This is a genomic window from Posidoniimonas corsicana (genome assembly GCF_007859765.1).
In the GTDB taxonomy this organism is placed as follows: domain Bacteria; phylum Planctomycetota; class Planctomycetia; order Pirellulales; family Lacipirellulaceae; genus Posidoniimonas; species Posidoniimonas corsicana.
Genome location: NZ_SIHJ01000001.1, coordinates 2,139,446 through 2,157,110, shown reverse-complemented (window position 1 = coordinate 2,157,110; position 17,665 = coordinate 2,139,446). Strand labels below are relative to the sequence as shown.

Annotated in this window: 15 protein-coding genes; 4 read left to right on the top strand and 11 right to left on the bottom strand. The window is 70.1% G+C overall.

Annotated features, from left to right (window positions below; all coding sequences use genetic code 11):
- Nucleotides 1–8: 8 nt before the first annotated feature.
- From KOR34_RS08220 to KOR34_RS08210, 3 genes are all read right to left on the bottom strand, one after another.
- Nucleotides 9–1,310: a polysaccharide biosynthesis/export family protein gene (locus KOR34_RS08220; protein WP_146563880.1), complete on the bottom strand. Its 1,302-nt coding sequence runs from the start codon at nt 1,308–1,310 to the stop codon at nt 9–11.
- 19 nt (nt 1,311–1,329) lie between these two features.
- Nucleotides 1,330–2,970, bottom strand: a complete 1,641-nt coding sequence (locus KOR34_RS08215) for a hypothetical protein (protein WP_146563878.1) — start codon at nt 2,968–2,970, stop codon at nt 1,330–1,332.
- Between the two features lie 219 nt (nt 2,971–3,189).
- Nucleotides 3,190–4,167: an MBL fold metallo-hydrolase gene (locus KOR34_RS08210; RefSeq protein WP_146563877.1), complete on the bottom strand. Its 978-nt coding sequence runs from the start codon at nt 4,165–4,167 to the stop codon at nt 3,190–3,192.
- 146 nt (nt 4,168–4,313) lie between these two features.
- Here KOR34_RS08210 and KOR34_RS08205 point away from each other — a divergent pair, with 146 nt between their 5' ends.
- Together KOR34_RS08205 and KOR34_RS08200 are read left to right on the top strand one after the other, a co-directional pair.
- Entirely contained in the window at nt 4,314–5,141 is an 828-nt protein-coding gene (locus KOR34_RS08205; protein ID WP_197531255.1) for an undecaprenyl-diphosphate phosphatase, read from the top strand.
- A gap of 111 nt (nt 5,142–5,252) precedes the next feature.
- A complete protein-coding gene (locus KOR34_RS08200; protein ID WP_146563873.1) occupies nt 5,253–6,455 on the top strand; it encodes a rhomboid family intramembrane serine protease in 1,203 nt (400 codons plus the stop codon).
- A gap of 7 nt (nt 6,456–6,462) precedes the next feature.
- Here the strand turns inward: KOR34_RS08200 and KOR34_RS08195 are convergent, their stop codons facing one another.
- The 6 genes from KOR34_RS08195 to KOR34_RS08170 all read right to left on the bottom strand — a co-directional run bounded on the left by KOR34_RS08195 (nt 6,463) and on the right by KOR34_RS08170 (nt 14,041).
- Nucleotides 6,463–6,864, bottom strand: a complete 402-nt coding sequence (locus tag KOR34_RS08195; protein ID WP_146563871.1) for a hypothetical protein — start codon at nt 6,862–6,864, stop codon at nt 6,463–6,465.
- A 106-nt stretch (nt 6,865–6,970) separates the two neighbouring features.
- On the bottom strand, nt 6,971–7,615 hold the full coding sequence (locus tag KOR34_RS08190) for an RNA polymerase sigma factor (RefSeq protein ID WP_146563869.1): 645 nt from the start codon (nt 7,613–7,615) through the stop codon (nt 6,971–6,973).
- Nucleotides 7,616–7,654: 39 nt separating this feature from the next.
- Complete coding sequence (locus tag KOR34_RS08185; protein WP_146563867.1) at nt 7,655–9,334, bottom strand: hypothetical protein; 1,680 nt, start codon at nt 9,332–9,334, stop codon at nt 7,655–7,657.
- A gap of 101 nt (nt 9,335–9,435) precedes the next feature.
- A complete protein-coding gene (locus KOR34_RS08180) occupies nt 9,436–11,523 on the bottom strand; it encodes a serine/threonine-protein kinase (RefSeq protein ID WP_146563865.1) in 2,088 nt (695 codons plus the stop codon).
- A 126-nt stretch (nt 11,524–11,649) separates the two neighbouring features.
- Nucleotides 11,650–13,134 carry an FHA domain-containing protein gene (locus KOR34_RS08175; RefSeq protein ID WP_146563863.1) on the bottom strand — a complete coding sequence of 495 codons (1,485 nt, stop codon included), beginning with the start codon at nt 13,132–13,134 and terminating at the stop codon, nt 11,650–11,652.
- 88 nt (nt 13,135–13,222) lie between these two features.
- Nucleotides 13,223–14,041 (bottom strand): hypothetical protein, encoded by an 819-nt coding sequence (locus tag KOR34_RS08170; RefSeq protein WP_146563861.1) that lies wholly within the window; start codon nt 14,039–14,041, stop codon nt 13,223–13,225.
- Between the two features lie 520 nt (nt 14,042–14,561).
- On the opposite strand from KOR34_RS08170, the gene KOR34_RS08165 reads away from it, so the two are divergent.
- Nucleotides 14,562–15,143, top strand: a complete 582-nt coding sequence (locus KOR34_RS08165) for a hypothetical protein (RefSeq protein WP_146563859.1) — start codon at nt 14,562–14,564, stop codon at nt 15,141–15,143.
- A gap of 51 nt (nt 15,144–15,194) precedes the next feature.
- Nucleotides 15,195–15,566 carry a cation transporter gene (locus KOR34_RS08160; RefSeq protein WP_197531254.1) on the top strand — a complete coding sequence of 124 codons (372 nt, stop codon included), beginning with the start codon at nt 15,195–15,197 and terminating at the stop codon, nt 15,564–15,566.
- Here KOR34_RS08160 and KOR34_RS08155 read toward each other — a convergent pair.
- Nucleotides 15,563–16,690: a glycosyltransferase family 4 protein gene (locus KOR34_RS08155; protein ID WP_146563855.1), complete on the bottom strand. Its 1,128-nt coding sequence runs from the start codon at nt 16,688–16,690 to the stop codon at nt 15,563–15,565. The genes KOR34_RS08160 and KOR34_RS08155 overlap by 4 nt on opposite strands.
- A gap of 70 nt (nt 16,691–16,760) precedes the next feature.
- Nucleotides 16,761–17,657 carry a glycosyltransferase family 2 protein gene (locus KOR34_RS08150; protein ID WP_197531253.1) on the bottom strand — a complete coding sequence of 299 codons (897 nt, stop codon included), beginning with the start codon at nt 17,655–17,657 and terminating at the stop codon, nt 16,761–16,763.
- Nucleotides 17,658–17,665: the final 8 nt, after the last annotated feature.

The following is a 17,665-nucleotide window of genomic DNA, read 5'->3' as shown; positions in this document are numbered from 1 at the left end:
GACGCCTGCTACTGCGTGATGATCGAGCTGACCGTGGCGAAGCCCTGGCCCCACATCAGCTCCAGCGGCACCGCGGCGTAGATGCCGCGGGTGAAGACCTGCTCCACCACCTCGTCGACCACCTGGATCGGCGTCTTGGGGATGAGCACGATGTCCGAGTCGTTCAGCCAGATCTCGTCGGCTGGCACGGGGCGGCGGCCGTACAGCGCGCCGCGGAGGTCGAGCATGGTGGCCATCAGCCGCCAGTCGGGGCCGCGGCGGAACACCACCACCTGCCGCAGGTTGGCGCCCACCTCCCAGCCGCCGGCCAGCGCGATCGCCTGCATGGCCGTGGTCGGGCCCTCCAGCTCGAATCGCCCGGGCTGGGCGACCTCGCCCACCACGTAGATGAACCGCGGCGCCCGCTGGGTCAGGTCGCACGTCACCGTAACGCCGGGGATGGTCTGGGCGTAGCGCGAGTCGATCTCGAGCTTCGCCTCCGAGAGGGTCAGCCCCTGCACGTACACGCTGCCGAGGCCGGGGAGCTGGATCTTGCCGGCCGGGGTGACCACCGCCGACAGCTGCCGGCCGCCGTTGATTGCGCCGCGCGAGTCGACCGTGTCGAGCAGGTCCTCCAGCCGCGTGTTCACCTGGATGGGGCTCACCGTGATCGTAGGCGCCCGGTAGTACTTCTTGTAGCGTTCCTCCAGGTCCTCTTGCAGCGCGTCGATCGTGCGTCCGGCGGCCGGCACGCGATTAACCAGCGGCAGCTTGATGGTGCCGTCCGGCTGGATGATGACCTGTCGGTTGAGCGAGTCGTCAACGCCCGCCGCGCCAGTCGCGCCGGCACCGGCCGTGGCCGAACCGCCGGCGGTCAGCGACTCGACCTGCACCACGTCGCCCACCTGCAGGGCGTACGAGCCGGGCTGGATGTCGCGGGTGCGGAGGTAGAACACCGACAGGGTGTCGTCGACACGCAGCCGGTACTCCGGCACGTGCGCCGGCCGGGCGTGCCCGACGTACTCGCCCTGCGCGTAGGACTGCCAGTCGCCGCAGCCGCGGGCGTCCCAGCCGACCTCGTACCGGCAGCCGCCGCGGGCGCTGTCGACCGACCAGATCGAGTGCGGCGCCGCGGGTCCCAGCGCCTGGCAGAGCCGCACCGGCGTGGCCTTGCCGGCGACCGTCCGCTGCTCGGCGGCGACCTTGGTCACAGGCGTGGGCTGGCTCTCCGTGGCCGGGGGCTTGGTCGACATTGGACGCAGCACCACCGCGACGAGCGTCACGGCGAGCATGCCCGCCAGGGCCGGGGTACGGAGGTGGTTCAGTGACATCACGCGGGCGTCCGGTGCGTTAGCGGATGGTGGTCTGGCTGCGGGCCGGCGAGGCGGTGCGGTTCGACTGGAGCGTGTCCATTGGCTGGCTGATCGCGGGCGCGGCCGCCGGGGCGGGCTCGCCAACCAGGATCCGCTTGGCGAACCGCGTCACGCCGCTCAGCGGGCCGCCCCGGTCGGGCTCGGGCGGCGCCGGCGCGGCGGCGATGGTCGGCGGCGACTGGGGCTGAGGCTGGGGCGGCGCTCCGGCTGGCGACGACTGCCGCGCCAGCTCGTCGGGCGCCACCCACTCGACGCCCCGCTGGCGGCTGAACTCGCCCGCGGCCCGCTCCCGCGAGGCGATCCGCTCGGCCTGCCGCGCGGATTCGGCGGCCAGCCGGGGCTGGCCCAGCTTGTGCTGCACGTGCGCCAGGTTGTGGTACACGGTCGAACCGCCGCCCTGGTTGATCGACTTCTGCAACTCCGCGGCCGCCTTCTCGTACCGGCCCACCCGCGCCAGGCCAACGCCCAGCTCGTTGGACGCCAGGTGGTTGCCATGGTGTGCAGTGATCGCCGCGCGGTGCATCGCGAGGGAGATCTGGCGCTCCGCCGACGAGTTCTCAACCGCGGCCAGGCGGTCGTGCGTCTTGCCAAGCCCGTACAGCGCCATCGACCCGGCCTGCTCGCCGGCGACCGCGGTGGCGAGCTTCTGCTCCGCGTAGCGGTAGTACATGGCCGCCGCCTCCTGGGGCAGGGCCCACGTGGAGCGTGGCTTGCCACGGAGCATCGGCGTGCGGTGCGACGCGGCGACCTCCGCCACGCTCAGCTCCTTGCTGACCACGCCGCCCGGCAGGAAGTCCTGCGCCTCGGCCAGCGCGGTCAGCCCCTCGTCGAGGGCGCGGCTGTAGCGGTCGGTCGACTGCTCGGCGTCCTTCGCCAACGCGATGACGCGGATCACCTCGATGAACCGCCCGCGGGCGGCGTACAGCGCGCCGTGCCGCCCCAGCGCAAAGGCGGTCTGGACCTCGCCGATCACCCGCTGGCTGATCTCGGTGGCGGCCGGCGTGTAGGTCAGCAGCTCGTCGTGCGGCGTGCTGGCGACCAGGGCCGCGGCGTCGTCCTCGTAGTACGCATCCTCATCGGACGGACCGATCGGCGTGATCTCTGCTGCGGGGGGCGCCGGCCGGGCGGTTACGGGCTTCGGAGTCGGCGCGGACGCGACGCTCGGCGCGGCCGGCTGGGCCGCGGGAGCCGGCGGGGCGACGAGCACCGACTGCTCCTCGGTGAACAGGTCGCGTGGGTCCAGGCGGGTCGGCGTGGGGACCAGCACCTCGAGCTCCTCGTCGGACGACCGGTCGGCGTTGAGCTCATCGGCGGCGGGCAGCCAGGGCGCGGCGTCCACCACCGCGGCGGGCGCCTCTTCGGCGTCGGACGCGGGCGGGGCAGGGATCAGCAGCGGGCCCGCCGGCGGCGCGGCCGGCGGGTCGACCGCGTCGATCCAGCTCGGGCTCAGCTTCAGCTCGGGCAGCGCGGACTGCGTCGTGCGTGGGGGCGCGTACGACTCCGCCGCCAGCCGCGACGCGCGGTCGCGGTAGGCCCACAACAGCGTCGAGCCGCAGAGCAGAGCCGTCGCACACAACACGAAGTTGCTGGGCTGGCGTTGCGTGGGGCCTGCGTTCATGCCTTCCTTGCGCTCGATCTGCGGCGTCCTTGCCGGGGGCGTCGCCATCCCGAGGCAACGCCGCACAGTGTCCCATTCGACGCCGCGGCTCCGCCACAAGCAGCAAAAGCGGCGTGATCCTCACCCCACCCGGGGGCCCGCGCCGGCGCATCCGTCACAGCCGGACCCGTCCGGCCCGCGGCCGGGCGCCAGCGGCGCCAGCATCGATGTTCATCCGCGTCACTCGAACAGCCGCCGCTGCGCGTCGGGCGCGAGCGGCTGCGCGTCGAAGCCCAGCGCGCGCAGGTGCTCGTCGAAACCGGGTGGGCCGTGGGTGGTCGCGATCCGCTCGGGCTGAACGATGCGGGCGAGCTCCACCAGCTCGTCAAAGTCGGCGTGGTCGGACAGCGGCAACGCGTGGTCGACGCCCAGCCGGAACCGTGCGCCGTCGTCGACCGCCCAGCCGGTCAGCGCGATCGACTCGACCGCGCCCAGGTTCGCCAGCCGGTAGGCCTTCATCGAGCGGGGGAGCGTTACCACCACGTGGCCCGCCAGCGGGGCGCCCTGGTACGCGCCGACGCCCGCGTCATCGTTGTCCAGCTCAACGCCCCGCCGCTGGTACACGCGGGTCACCTCGTAGATCGATGGGTGCTGCAGCACCGGCAGCCCGTGCGAGGTAAGGATGGCGGTCACCTCCTGCGACTTGCCGAGCTGGTACGCGTGGACAACCGGCGTCTTGCCGTCGGCCAGGATCCGGTGCACCAGCCCGATCAGCTCCGCGATGACCTCCGCCCGCGGCGGCATCCGGCGGCTGGGGTGGCCGAAGGTGGTCTCCATGACCAGCATGTCCGCCCGCGGCGGGTCGGCCCGCTCGGCGGTGAGCGATTCGCCCAGCTTGAAGTCGCCCGTGTAGAGCAGCCGCCGGCCCTCGAACTCCACCAGCAGCATCGCCGAGCCCAGGCAATGGCCCGCCGGCAACGCGGTCAGCCTGGCGCCGGCGTAGTCGACCGGCCGGCCGTAGGGCATCTCGATCACCCGCCGGCCGGCGCCGAGCCGATGGCGGTACAGCGCGGCCGTGTCCGGCGTGCAGAGGGCCAGCTCGTGCCGCGCGATGTGGTCCGCGTGCGCGTGCGAAACGAACGCCCGCGGCTGCCGACGCGGGATGTCGATCGCCAACCGCGGGCGGGTCAGCATCAGGCCGTTTTCGTAGTGGAACACGTTCGGGATTCAGGACTCGGGTTTCGGCGAGGATCGGAACGATGCCACCGGTGCTGGGAAAGACCTCGTAGGTTAACATAGTGACTCCGCCGCGGCGGCTGGCTCGCCCTGCGTCCCGTCCCCACCGACACCCCAAAGACCCCCAAGTGCCGCTCTTCGACCTGATCCTGCTGGCTATTGTGCAGGGCCTTACCGAGTTCTTGCCGGTCAGCTCCTCCGGGCACCTGGTGGTCACCAACGCGGTGCTGCAGGCGCTGGGCGGCGAGCAGGTTGACTTCGACCAGATGCTGGAGGTCAACATCGTGCTGCACGTCGGCACGCTGCTGGCCGTGGTGGCGTTCTACTGGCGGGAGCTGACCCGGCTGCTCACCACCGACCGCCGCGTGGCGCTGCTGCTGATCGTGGGGACCATCCCGGCGGCCGTAATCGGCTTCCCACTCAAGCACTTCGCCGAGGAGACGCTCAACAGCCCGCTGCTGGCCGGGCTGATGTTCCCGGTCACCGCGGCCATCCTCTACTTCGGCAGCCGCGTGCGGCAGGACGACGGCGGCGCCGACTACCAGGACCTCAGCTACGGCCGCGTGCTGGGCATCGGCGCGATGCAGGCGCTGGCGCTGCTGCCGGGCATCTCGCGGAGCGGCTCGACCATCGCCGGCGGGCTGGCGGCCGGGCTGAGCCGACAGGCGGCCGGCACGTTCGCGTTCCTGCTGGCCGTGCCCGCGATCGGCGGGCCGGGCCTGATCGAAGTAGTGAAGCTCATCAAGCGGTCCGGCGAGGAGTCCGCCGCGTCGTCCGTGGCGCCGCTCGACCTGGCGATCGCGGCGGTGGTGTCGTTCGCGGTGGGCTACCTGGCGTTGTGGCAGCTGTTGAAGTTTGTGCGGCAGGGCCGGCTGGCGTTGTTCTGCTGGTACCTCGTTCCGCTGGGCGTCGCGGTGACCGCGTGGCAGCTCTGGCTGCGGGCGACGGGCGGCTGAGGCGACGGGCGGCCGAGCAGGACAGATTCTGTTCGCATCGCGCCGGCGGGTCGCTTATTCTTAGGTCTTGCGATCGACTGAGCGATTCGACCCCCGACCAGGCGGCCCGGCGTGTTCTTCTTCCTGCCCGTATCGACCGACGCGCCGGTGTACTACTGGCCGTTCGCGACCGTAGGGCTGATCGTCGTGAACCTCGTGACGTTCTTCCTCGCGGTGCTGGGCGTGCTGCCGGGGTTGGACGCGGCATGGGTGTTGAACTACGGCGAGCTCAACCCCGTTCAGTGGCTGCTGTCGGCGTTCATGCACGAGGACGTGTTCCACCTGGTTGGGAACATGGTGTTCCTCTGGGTGTTCGGCTTAGTGGTCGAGGGCAAGCTCGGCTCTGGCCGATTCCTGGCGTGCTACCTCGGCATCGCCGTGCTGGAGTCGGCAATCGAGCAGCTGCTCTTCCTCGGTTACCAGGGGCCGGCAAGCGGTTCGCTCGGCGCGTCGACCGCGATCTACGGCATCATGGCCATGGCGCTGGTTTGGGCCCCGCGGAACGAGATCCAGGTCTGGTACCTGATCTGGGTGTTCCTGCTGTTCATGGGATCGGCCGACGTGCCGATCGTCGTGCTGTGCCTGATCTACATCGGGCTGGACGTCCTGGGGCTCGTGCTGTTCCACCTGCTGGGCGGCGTAGCCGGTTCGGCCTCGGGCTGGCTGCACCTGGCTGGGTTGTTCCTGGGGTTCCCGATCGCCGTATTCCTGCTGAAGACCAAGTCGGTCGACTGCGAGGGCTGGGACCTGTTCCACGTGTGGGCCGGCGAGACGCCAAGCGTCGACAAGGAAACCGAGAAGGACCTCGAGTTCTCGAAGAAGCGCCGCGAGAAGGAGCAGACCCAGCGGCAGCAGCTGGCGGTCGACGCGTTGGGGCAGCTGCGGGTCTACCTGCAAAACGCCAACGGGCTGGCGGCGCTGAAGCTGATGGACAAGCTGCAGCATGACCACGAGGTCACGATCGAGCTGGACGAGGCCGAGCTGGTCCCGCTGATCCGGCTGTTGCACCAGGCGGGCAAGTACCGCGAGTCGGCCCAGTTCATGGCGCGGCTCATCGAGCTCCGCGGCGACCACGCCGCGGACCCGGTGCGGCTGAAGCTCGCGCAGATCTGCGTGGTGGAGATCAACAAGCCCGCACGCGCGCTCGAGCTGCTCGGGCAGGTGGACGCCAAGCGGCTCTCGCCAGAGCACCTCAAGCTGGCCAAGAAGATTGCCGCCAAGGCCCGCGTGCTGCAGCAGGAGGGCGAGCTGGAGTTGGACGACGGCGCGTGGTAGCCGGCCGCTACGACTCGCGTTTGAGCCGCCCAACGGTGGACTGGAAGTACTTCTTGCGGCGCACCTCCTGCTCGCCCTCGGCGGCGTTCTGCCGCTCGGTAAGGTCCTGCAGGCTGGCGCTGCACAGCCGGCAGCCGACGGTCTCGAGGTGGAACCGCACGTACTCGGCGTGGCCCCGGCCCAGCACGCCCAGCACGTAGCTGCCCAGCTGCTCGCGGCTGGGGCAGGTCAGCCGCCGGCGGCGCCAGACCGCGCCCAGCGAGTGCACGCCGGCGTCACGCCGGGCGTTGATCTGCTTCAGCTCGTCGGCCAGCGCGGGGTCATCCCGCAGCGCCTGCTCGATCACGCCCATCTGCTCGGGCGGCAGGGCCTCGTCGAGGTAGGCTTCGAGTTCGGTGGGCGTGGGCATGGGGTGGTTTGTGGTGGGTCGTGGGTGGTTGCAGGGCGTTGGACTTACCCCAGCCTCCCCAGCAGGGAGAGTTCAGAGGAGGATTGAGTTCACCGCGAACTTCCAACTACTCCTCATACAGCTCCGGGAACACGTCCTCGCTAAGCTGCTGCTTGCGGACCTGCGACCGCAGGCGGGCGAGGAAGTCGTACTTGAAGTTGGCCACCTGCTGCTCGCTCAGGCCCAGCTCGCCGGCGACCTGCTTGTTGCCCCAGCCGCGGGTGAACAGCAGCTCCATGACCATGATCTTCTGGTAGTCGTCCTTTTCGCGCCAGCGCTCGAACTGGTCCTCGAGCGCCTCTGCCAGGGCGAGCTCCTCCAGGCCCTTGCGCTCGCCGCTGCGGGCGATGCTGCTGGCGCCGCGTGCGCCGCCGGGCAGCTCCCAGGCCTCGCCGTCGGAGCCGTCGGTCGAGCTGAGCGGCAGGGCGGGGCGGCGTCCCTCGCGGCGGAGGTAGTCGGTCAGCTTGTGCGCCGCGATGGAGAACAGGTAGCCCTCCAGCGGCCGCCGCGCGTCGTAGTTGGGCAGGCTGGTAAGGAAGCCGATGAAGGTTTCCTGCACAACGTCTTCGCTCGCGGCGCGGCGCCGCAGGCGGCTCTCGACAAACGCCAGCAGCCGGCCCTCGTACTCACCAATCAGCCGATCCCACGCGTCGGGCTTGCCGAGGCGGATCTGTTGGATGAGCAGGGCGTCGGGGTTGGTGGTTTCGGGCATGCTTTGATCAATAGCCGGCGGGCAACGGCCCGCCGATGTTCAAAACCTGACGCCCACGGCGTCGAGGGTGACAAAGAGCAGCAGCAGCCCGATTATCACCGCCGGGACGCCGATAAACAACCGCTTCGAGTAGTACCCCTTCGTCGCCTCGTCGAGCTTGAGCAGCCCCAGCACGCCGCCAACCAGCAGCAGCACCAGTCCCCCGACCAGCGTCAGGCTGTCGAGCGCGCCCGCCCGCTTGCGGAGCGTGAAGGCTCGCTTCAGCTGGTCCTTGAAGTCCTCGTCGAACTCGACGCGGACGTGCAGCCGCTTCATCGGGCCGGCGCTGCTCTGGTAGGTCTCCAGGTGCTCGTCAACGCTGACTGCGCTGGCCAGCTCGCCGGGCGCCAGCCCGCTGGCGGCGACCGCGTCGCCGTAGAAGTTGAGGTGCTCCTCGGCGAACTTGTTGGTCGCCTCACGCAGCTTGACCATGAAGTCGGCGTAGCACTCGTCGGCCGTCACGAAAGGCTCGGTGGTGATCACCTGGCGGTAGACCTCACCGAGGCGGCTATCGGGTTGGTCGACCCAGGTGGGCATGGCCTCGGGCTCGGCGTCGGCGACTGGCGTTTCGACGACCGACTCCCCGTGGCTCTCGGGCGCGACCGCCGGAGTCGACGGGCGGGCGGCCTCGACGAGATTCTCAACCGCTCCCACCGGCGAGCCGGGGCTGAAACGCATGGTGGCCCCGTTCATCTTGACCTCGACCCGGTCCGCGTCCGTGCCGCCGGCCTCGATGACCCGCTTGGCGATCTCCGAAGTGGAGGCGCCCGGCTCGAACTTCAACTCCTGACCATTCACCACGACTAACAGGGTTGCGTCGGCAGCGGGCTCGGCGTCGTGGGCGACGGAATCGGCGTACTTGGCCCGCGCCTCATCGATCCGGCGGAGGATCACGTCGCGCGACGTGCGGCCGCGGGCGGTAAAGGTCTGGCCGCCGATGTTGACGGTTAACTCCTCGCCTGCCCCGAGAACGGCCTGCTGCATGCGGATATGGTCGGCGAGTCGCTCGTTCGAATCTTCTTTCGACACGTAGACCGTCATGCTGGGGCCGCGGATCGCGATCTTGTCGGTCGGCCCCTCGAGCTGGATCCGCGGACGCGTGAGCTCGTCCCAGGCCTCGGCGGCGGACATCGCGGCCTGGTTCTGCGCGATAGCGACCGCCTCGGCCCTCCTGGCGGACTCACGGAGCTCTGAGGCGCGGGCCACCAGCGTCAGCACCACCGCCGCCGCCGCCAGTCCGGCGCCGCCCAGCGCAAACAGCGAACGGCGGCCCTGCTTGTTGTTCAGCCCTTTCATGACCGCGTAGGCAAAACCGACGCCAATTATCAGCATGCCGATGGCCGCCCACGACCCGAGGCGCAGCCGGGTTGGACCGGAGACGCGGAACGCCGCCGCGTCGACCGGCGAGAGTTCGCTGTGATGGCCCAACTCGTGTGCGATTTGCTGGTGAGCGGCCGCGTCCGCCGACACGCTCACCGCGTGGATCTGACGGTCCACCCGGCGCGACGCGGTGGTCCAGCCGACGACCATCACGACCATCAGCGCGCCGGCGCCGAGCAGCGCAATGCCGAACGGGCGCGTCTGCTTGTTGACGACCAGGCCCACCAGCAACGCCAGCCCGCCCAGCACCATGCCGCCCAGGACCAGCAGCAACAACAGACTCGGACCTGCGACCGCCATTTCGTCACCGTTTGAAGAAGCCCTACGCGGGAACACCACGGGCCCACCGGAGGCCCTTCTCTAGCACTTCGCCCCGCGGGCGACGATCTTGCCGCGAGAAATCAGATCGCCGCGCGGGCCCGGGCCAGCTCCACCCGCTTGCTGGGCGGGAACCACGGGCTGGCCAGCATCGTGACCGCGGCGACCGTGCCGGCCACCACCATGCCCACCGGCTGCGGGTACCACCACAGGAGGTGCAGCAGCCAGGCGGCCAGCACCAGCACCGCCACCGACCACAGGCTGAACCGCTTGTTGCGGGTGTACTCGGCGAGCCGCCACCAGCGGGGGATGGCGAACAGCAGCGCGAAGTAGGTCATCGAGACCGCCGCGCCCGGGGCGCTGACGCCGCGTTTCCAGCCGTCGTGCAGCTCGCGGTGCCCTGCCACGGCTTTGTCCATCATGCTGTCGGTTGGCGACGGGCCCATATCCCTGGAGATCGGCAGCTCCAGCGACAGGCCGTCGGTGACGCTGAACGCGATCAGCCCGATCATGGCGCCCACGCCCAGCAGGATCGCACGCATGGGCGCCTGGTCCTCGGCGCGGGCCTCGGTGAGCGTGTTGACGGCCAGCACGCCCCAGCAGCCGAGCGTGGTGACGATCGACAGCCACATGTGCACGGCGGGCCAGTCGCCGGAGGTCTCGCCGGACACCAGCCACGTGGCCGCGGCGGCGGAAACGAGCAGGCAGAGCAACGCGGAGGCGAACATCGACCCCAGCAGCTGGGTCACGCGTTCGCGGGTCGGCTTCCTGCGGAGACGCTCGTGCACCACCTCGCGCCACGGCTTGGGCCGCGGGCGGTGGGCGATCGGCTGGGCGCGGACGGGCTGCGGCTTGGGCAGGGGCGAGTAGGTGGTGGGCGCTTCGCTGCGGGTCGCCTTGGCGCGCAGGCCGGGCTTCAGGACGATCGACCACACGGCGTAGTAAATCGCGTAGAAGATGCCGACCATGATCGTGAGCGGCCCCCACAGCGTGATGGTGCTCAGCAGCGCAATGATGCCCGCCACGATGAGCAGCCCCTGCACCAGCGGCGGCATGTTGGCGTCGTGCCAGCCGGCCTTGGCCTTGTTGACCACGTCGCGGAGCGCGGCGTACATCGGCTCCTCGACGGTCGCCCGCGGGCGGGCGCTGTGGCGACTCGGGCCGTGGCTGGGGCCTGCGGACCGGTCGGACCCGTAGGACGCGCCGCCGCGGTCGGGGCCTGGCGCGGGGTTGGGCCGCGGGGCGGCGCCGTCGGCCGGCAGCATCGCCACGATCTCGTGCACGCTGTTGAGCCGGACCTCGGGGTCCTTGGCCAGCGCGCGGCTGACGATCTCGCGGTAGGGCTCGTGGACCGCGTCCAGGTTGGGCTCGGCGGTCAGGTGCTTCATCAGCACCTCGCCGACGCTCTCGCCCTCGAACGGTACGTGGCCGGTGAGCATCTCGTACAGGATCACGCCCAGCGCGTAGGTGTCGATCTCGCGGCCGTAGCGGCCGTTGGCGATCTCCGGCGCCATGTAGTGCACCGTGCCGACGCTCTCGGTCTGGCCGCTGCGGCGGCTGCACGAGATGAACTTTGAAAGGCCGTAGTCGCCGATCTTGATGGTGCCCGAGTCGCCCAGGGCGGCGCCGCCGGCGTCGAGGAAGATGTTGCCGGGCTTCAGGTCGCGGTGGACGATGCCGTGGTCGTGCAGGTAGCCCACGCCGCCGGCGATGCCGCGGATCCACCATTCGACCAGCTCCAGCGGCATGCCGTTGGGGTGGGCCTCGATGGCCTCCTCGAGCGACTGACCGCTGACGTACTCCATCACGACCCACTGGTCGTCGAGGTCGTCGACGCGGATGTCGTACAGGTCGATCAGGTTCTGGTGCTTGAGGTTCAGGCAGTGCCGCACGCCGCGCAGCTCGACGTCCAGGTTGCGGCGGATGAGCTTCAGCGCGACCTCCTTGCCGGCGTCGCTGGTGGCGAAGTAGACCTCGCCGAAGCCGCCGCGGCCGACGCCGCGTTTGATCGTGTAGCCGTCCAGCGGCTTGGAGCCGCTCGGGTAGAGGAACTTGGCCGGCTGCCGGGGCGGGAGGTCGGGTCCCGCGCCGTCGTCTAATCCTCCGTCCGCCTGTCCGCCGTTGGACCCAGAGAGGGCGGCTTGACCGGGATCAGAAATGGGGAGGTTCATAGTCGGGCGGCGGGCCGTTTGAGGAATCGCTGGGGAGCAGGCGGGCGTCGCCGCCTGAGGGCGGGGCGCCGTTCCCCCTGGATGCTGGCGCCCGCGTAGGCTGTGGTTGCTTCGACGTGGCTCTCTCTAGACTAGTTCGACGCTGACGGAGAAATCTTGCCCCTCCAACCGGGACGATTCGCCCAGGGTGGCCGGGCCCTCCACCTGACGCCCGTCGACCGTCAGCGGCGCCGACGAGCGGCAGCAGAGCTCGCCGTCCTGGCGGTAGAGGACCAGGTCGGCGCTCCAGTGCCGGCACCAGGCGTGGCTGTGCCGTCCGGGGCCCAGCACGCAGCTCTCGGCCATCAGCAGCACCGCGTCGGCCGAGGGGGCGGTCTTGTGCCCGCTCTCGATCACCAGCCGCGCCGTGGCGCTGAGGGCGTGGGGCTTGGCGAACCGGATCCGGACGCTGTCGCCGAGCTGGATCACGTGCTCGGCTGCCAGCACCGCGGGGCCGGTCAGCGGCTCCCCATCTAGCTTAGTCGATCCGATGGGCTCAAGCACGTACGTCCCGTTCTGGCGCCGCAGCACCGCGTGCCGGCGGGAAATATCGGCCAGGATCGGCAGGTCGGGCGTGGCGCCGCCGGCGGGCTGGCCGATGACGATCTCGTCGTCTAGGCAAACCAGGAAGCCCCCCACGGAGTCCACCCACAGCATCCGGCGGTCGGCGGGGGGCTTGCCCACGGAGGTGTCTTCCTTGGATCGCGGCGGGGCGTGGCTGGTGTCGCGGATCGCCCGGGCCAAACGCCGGGCGTCGGGCCTCCGGTGGTCCGAGGGCCGGGGGGCGCGTCCGTTCATCCTGTCAGATTCACCCTCGCGACGCAAAGGCTGGTAGGGGCGGGTTTCGTCGAGCTCCAGCTCGCGCCACGCGCGGCGGCGGAGGCGGGCCGCCTCGGCGTCGCGGGGGGCGGCGGCCAGCGCGTCGTCGGCCGCGCGGAGCACGGCGGACCAGTCGCGGCCGGAGGCCGCGGAGCGGAGCGTGTCCGACGCGCGGCGGTGACGCTCGGCGCGTTCGGCGAGGTCGTCGTGGGCGCGCTGCAGCGGGGGCAGCAGCTGGGCCGGCGCGCCGCCGGCGGCGCCCGAGCGGAGCACCGCCAGGCAGCCCTGCATGCCGGCCGCGGCGCGGGCGCCGTCGCCGCTGTCGAGCTGCTCGAGGCTCTCGGCCCACAGCCGCGCGACCTCGCCCAACAGACGCAGGGTGGGGCTGTCGACGCCGCGGCGTTTGGAGCGCCGCAGCAGGGCTAGCGCCGAGTCGGGCGCGCCGGCGGCGAGCCGGTCGTGCGCCTGCTGCTCGACGCGGCCCGTGTACTCCAGCCGGATGGCGTCGGCCCGATCGCGGTGAACGCCCAGCTGGTCCACCGCGGCCAGGTCGGCGAAGCCGGCGCAGCTCTGGCCCCACTCGATCCGCCGGGCGGCCCGGTCGGCGTACTTCTGGGCGAGGTCGTCCGCCAGCCGCTTGGCGGGCAGGAACTCCCTCAGCTGCGGATCATTGAGGGCGCCGAGGGCCTCTTCGTACCGCCCGGCCTGCAGGGCCTGCCGGGCCTCGCGTAGTTTCAGCCGCCACTGGAGCATGGGACCGACCGCTTCCAAGATTGCGAAGAACTAGAAAACGCAGCCGGGGCGGGGCGCCCCGGCTGCGAACACACACGTGGAGTGGGAGTTACTCCAGCTCGATGCTGGCGGTCAGCACCCGGCTCTCCGGCTGCGAGGGCTGCTCGCCGCCGAAGTAGGCCGCGACCTGCTCGGTCACATCCTGCGAGTCGGCCGCGTCCAGCGGGATCTCGGCCGCGTAGTTGACGTCCGCGTTGGCCAGCTTGGCCGCCACGTCCAGCCGCGTGCGGATGTCGGTGATCAGCTCCTTGGCGCGGGCCAGCTGGCTGTCGTCGAACACCACCTCGCTCGAGGCCTGGGCCACCTCAACCAGCTTGCGCTTGGCCTGCAGATTGGTGATGTCGGTCTCGAGCTTCTGCTGCGCGCTGACCATGGCGGTCAGCTTCTGACGCGCGGCATCCAGGTTCTGCGTCCGGGCGTCACGCATGCTGGTAAGGTGCGAGAGGGTCTCGTCGCTCACCTTGTGGCGCTCGAAGCGGCGGCTGAGGTCGGCGGTGACCTCCTCGCGGCTGTAGGTGCGGCTGGCGTACGTGAACACATTGCCGCCGTCCTGCAGGTCGGACTGCAGCCGCATGATCTCCGACTTGCTCTTCTCGGCCAGCTGCTCGGCGGAGGCGATCCGCTCGTTGAGCTGGTCCAGCTCAATCTCTTCCTTGGCGATCACGTGCATCGAGTGCCGGATCTCCGGGGTCAGGTCCGCCACCATGTTGCTGGCCCGCTCGATCTGGAACTCGATCGGCACGCTCTGCTCGACGCTGGTGGTCACGCCGCGGTAGGCGGTTTTGACGTAGCTGACTGCGTTGGTCCCGAACAACAACCCGCCGGCCAGGCACGCTCCCAGGCCGGTGACAATGATCTTCTTCAACATGGCTCGCTCGCTCCGAAACGGGTGGCGCCGCCCGCTGGATCGGAGTCGCGGGGCGGCACTGGAAAACGTGAGTTCTGGCCGACGCCGGCGTCCCACGGGGGAGACCTGCCGGCTATCTGGTAAGGAATTCGCCGCCCTGCCGGCCATCTTGGGAACGCCCGAGATTTTTCTCCCCCACTGGCGACGCGGCGGCGTCTACCGCGGGATTCGCTCAATTCCCCTGATTTTCGATAGAATGCAGCCGCCATGGGCAACGCAGCGACGCCTTGTGAGAGTCGTGCCGGTGCCCTGATTTGATGCGGATTGCCGAGAATCGCAGCCAGCTGTCGCGGCGTGGACGAGCCAGGCGCCACGCCCCGGCACAGCTGGCTGGCGGCATAGCAGCTCCCACCCCCAGGAGGGCCTTGTGCGGCCTTCAGGTGTCACCCCCCCCGTTTTGGGGTAAAATCACGCGAACCCTGATGCCGGACGATACGTAATGGACCGGTTCCAGCCGCACGCCCCTCAACAAGCATTCCCCATGCAAAGCCGCTGCCGCCGCCGTTTATTTGCTCCCTTGGTCGCTTGCACGCTGGGCGCGGTCCTCGTGGTCGGCTGCGGGCCCGATGAGCCCGAGTCGAGCGTCGACGTGGGGGCCGCCCGCGAGACGCTGATGCTCTCCGAGGAGCCCGCCGACGTGCAGACGGCCCTCGACCTCCGCGAGCAGGAGGGCGGCTTCAGCGAGGGCGAGGTGGTGCTGGTCGGGCAGGTCGGCGGCATGCCCAACCCGTGGGGCGACGCCGAGTCCGGTTTCCCCTGGCGTGAGGGCGAGGCCTCATTCTTTGTAGTCGACCCGTCCACCGTGGCGGAGTTTTCCGGTCACGAACACGAGGCAGGCGAGGACCACTCTGACTGCGTGTTCTGCCAGAAGCGCGCCGCCGACAGCGTCCACGCGGTGGCGGCCGTCAGCTTCAACGGACCGGACGGCAAGCCCCTGCCGGTCGACGCCCGCAAGCTGTTCGACATCAAGGCCAACGACATCGTCGTGGTGAAGGGCTTCGCCAAACGGATCAACGGCGAGCTGCTCGTGCTGGACGCGGACGGGCTGTACGTCCGAAGATAGTCGACAACCACCCACACTCCGACAAGCCACACGCATGACAAGGAGGTCATGATGTTTGCTCTGCTGCTCGTGCTAGCGGTCGCCGCCGAACCCCAAGCCAAGGCGCCCGCGCCCAAGCCGCTGCCGCCCGGCCAGCTGATGGTGCAGCTCGACACGCTGCACTGCCCGAGCTGCGCGAAGCAGATCTCGCGGAACCTGTACCGCACGCCCGGCGTGATGCGCGTCCGCGCGGACCTGAAGAAGGACCAGATCTGGATCACGGCCCAGCCCAAGAAGCAGCTGGACCTGGCCCGCGTGTGGCAGGCCACCCAGCTGAAGGACGCCAAGCCCGTCGAGCTGCGGATCGGCGCCCGGACGTTCGTGGCGAAGGACTTCGAGAAGAAGGTGGAGAAGACGGCGCAGCGCCCCACCCGCCAGAACTAGAAGAGCGAGTTGTAGGCTTCGAGTGTCTGGTCGAGCATCCGCGTGTTGAGGAACTGCTCCTGGCCCCGGCGGTAGGCGGCCTCGCGCATCCGGGCCAGCTCGGCCGGGTCAGCGGCGAGTTCCGACAGCAGTCCGGCTAGCGCGTCGGCGTCGCCGGCGGGGTACAGCCGGCCGGTGTCGCCGTCGGCCACCAGCTCGGGCGTGCCGCCGGTCGCCGAAGCCAGCAGCGGCAGGCCGTCGACCATTGTCTCGCACACCCACAGGCTGCAGGGCTCTGGGTCGATGCGGCACTGCAGCCCCAGGTGGTACGACTGGTGCCGCTCGCGGAGATCGGTGCAGAACCCTTGGAAGGTAATGGCGTCTTCGGCGCCGGCGCCGGCGATCCGCCGGCGCAGCCCGTCCGCATAAGCGTTCTCCTCCAACGGCCCGCCGAAGATATCCAGCCGCACGTCGTGCCCGCGCTCGCGCGCGGCGATCACCGCCTCGACCGCGGTGTGGTGCCCCTTGCTCTCCTGCAGCCTGCCCGCCACCAGGCAGCGGGTGGGCGGCGCGTCGGGCACGGGCGACAGCTGGTCGAACAGCTTCGGCGCCGCGTTGCGGATCGTGACCGCTCGGACCCCGCAGCCGCGCCAGTTGGCCGCGATAAAGTCGCTGGCAGGCATCAGCAGGTCGGCGCCCCAGCGCGCAAACCGGTGGCTGAGCACGCCGCCCAGACCGCCAAGCCGCTGCGGCTTCATGTTGTTATTGATCTGCCAGACCGACTTGTATCCCAGCCGACGCATGTGCCCCGCGATCATCTGCTGCGGCTTCCACTGGGTGTGGACGATCTTGACGCCCCGGCCGCTGAGCAACGCGTGGACCCGCCGCGCATCGCGTTTGGCCTGCCGCATCGCGAGCGGCGCCGTGGTGACAGCGCGGACCGAGTTGCCGTCGCGGAACGCGGCGAGCCCCTCGACCAGCTCCACCCGGGCGCCGTGCTCCACCAGCCAGTCGTGCGTGTAGCCACGGCTCATGCAGACGAAGGTCATCCCCGGCCACCCCTCGGCGTAGAGCCGCTCGATGGTGCCGATGCCGTAGACCTCGTCGCCTTTGACGAGCATTGCGACGTTTTCAGGCGTGATCATATTGCGCGCTATCCCGCGTCCGCTCTGGCAGGGCAGGCCCGTCGGCGGGCCGCCGTCCGTCACACGACGCTCACTTTCGTTTGACTGGCAGGATCGACAGCAGGGGCAAACCGAGCAGGTACCTGAAGCGGAGCCGCTGGAGGTTCCACCCGAACACGCGCCGATACAGCCGGCGGGCCTCGCGTGGGTGCCCCTGCTTGATGAGGCGGTGGGTCAGGCCCCGCATAAGGAACGTCAGGTAGTCGCGGCGGTCGCTACGCCGTTCGGCGCCGCCGGGAAACTCGCCCTTCTGCTCCGCGTCGATCAGGTAGTTGAGGCCGCCGACGATCCCGTCGCACGATTCCATCAGGCTCACCTCGTGCCGCAGCACGCCGACCAGCGGGGGCGACACGATCTGGCAGAACCCCGGGTCGACCCCCATGCGCAGCACCAGCACCTGGTCCTCCGCGCACTTCAGCGACGGGTGGAACCCGCCGACCTCCAGCATCCGCTCCCGGTGCACCACCATCACGTTGGATCCGCAGTACAGACCGTGCTTCGCGGCGGCCAGGAAGTCGGGGTATCCACGCGCCACGAGGGGCTGCTTGTCGTCGCACCGCCAGTCGCTCGGATCGGCGAGGATGTCGGGCGTCAGGAGCAGCAGGCGGGGGTTGTGTTCGCTGATCGCCGCCGCGACGTACTCGAGGGTCCATGGCGCCCAGGAGTCGTCGCTGTCGAGGAACGCGATGAAGTCTCCGCTGGCGTGGGCGGCGCCGTTGTTCCGCGCCGCGCCGGGCCCGGCGTTCTCCTGCCGGATGTACACGATGCGGTCGCCGTACTCCGCGGCCACCGCGTCGGTGTCGTCGGTCGACCCGTCGTCCACCAGCACCACCCCATCGGCGGGCCGTGTCTGACCGAGCGCGGACTCCAGGCAGCCGCGCAGCAGGTGCGCGCGGTTGTAGGTTGGGATCACGACAGAGATACGCACGTCGGCCG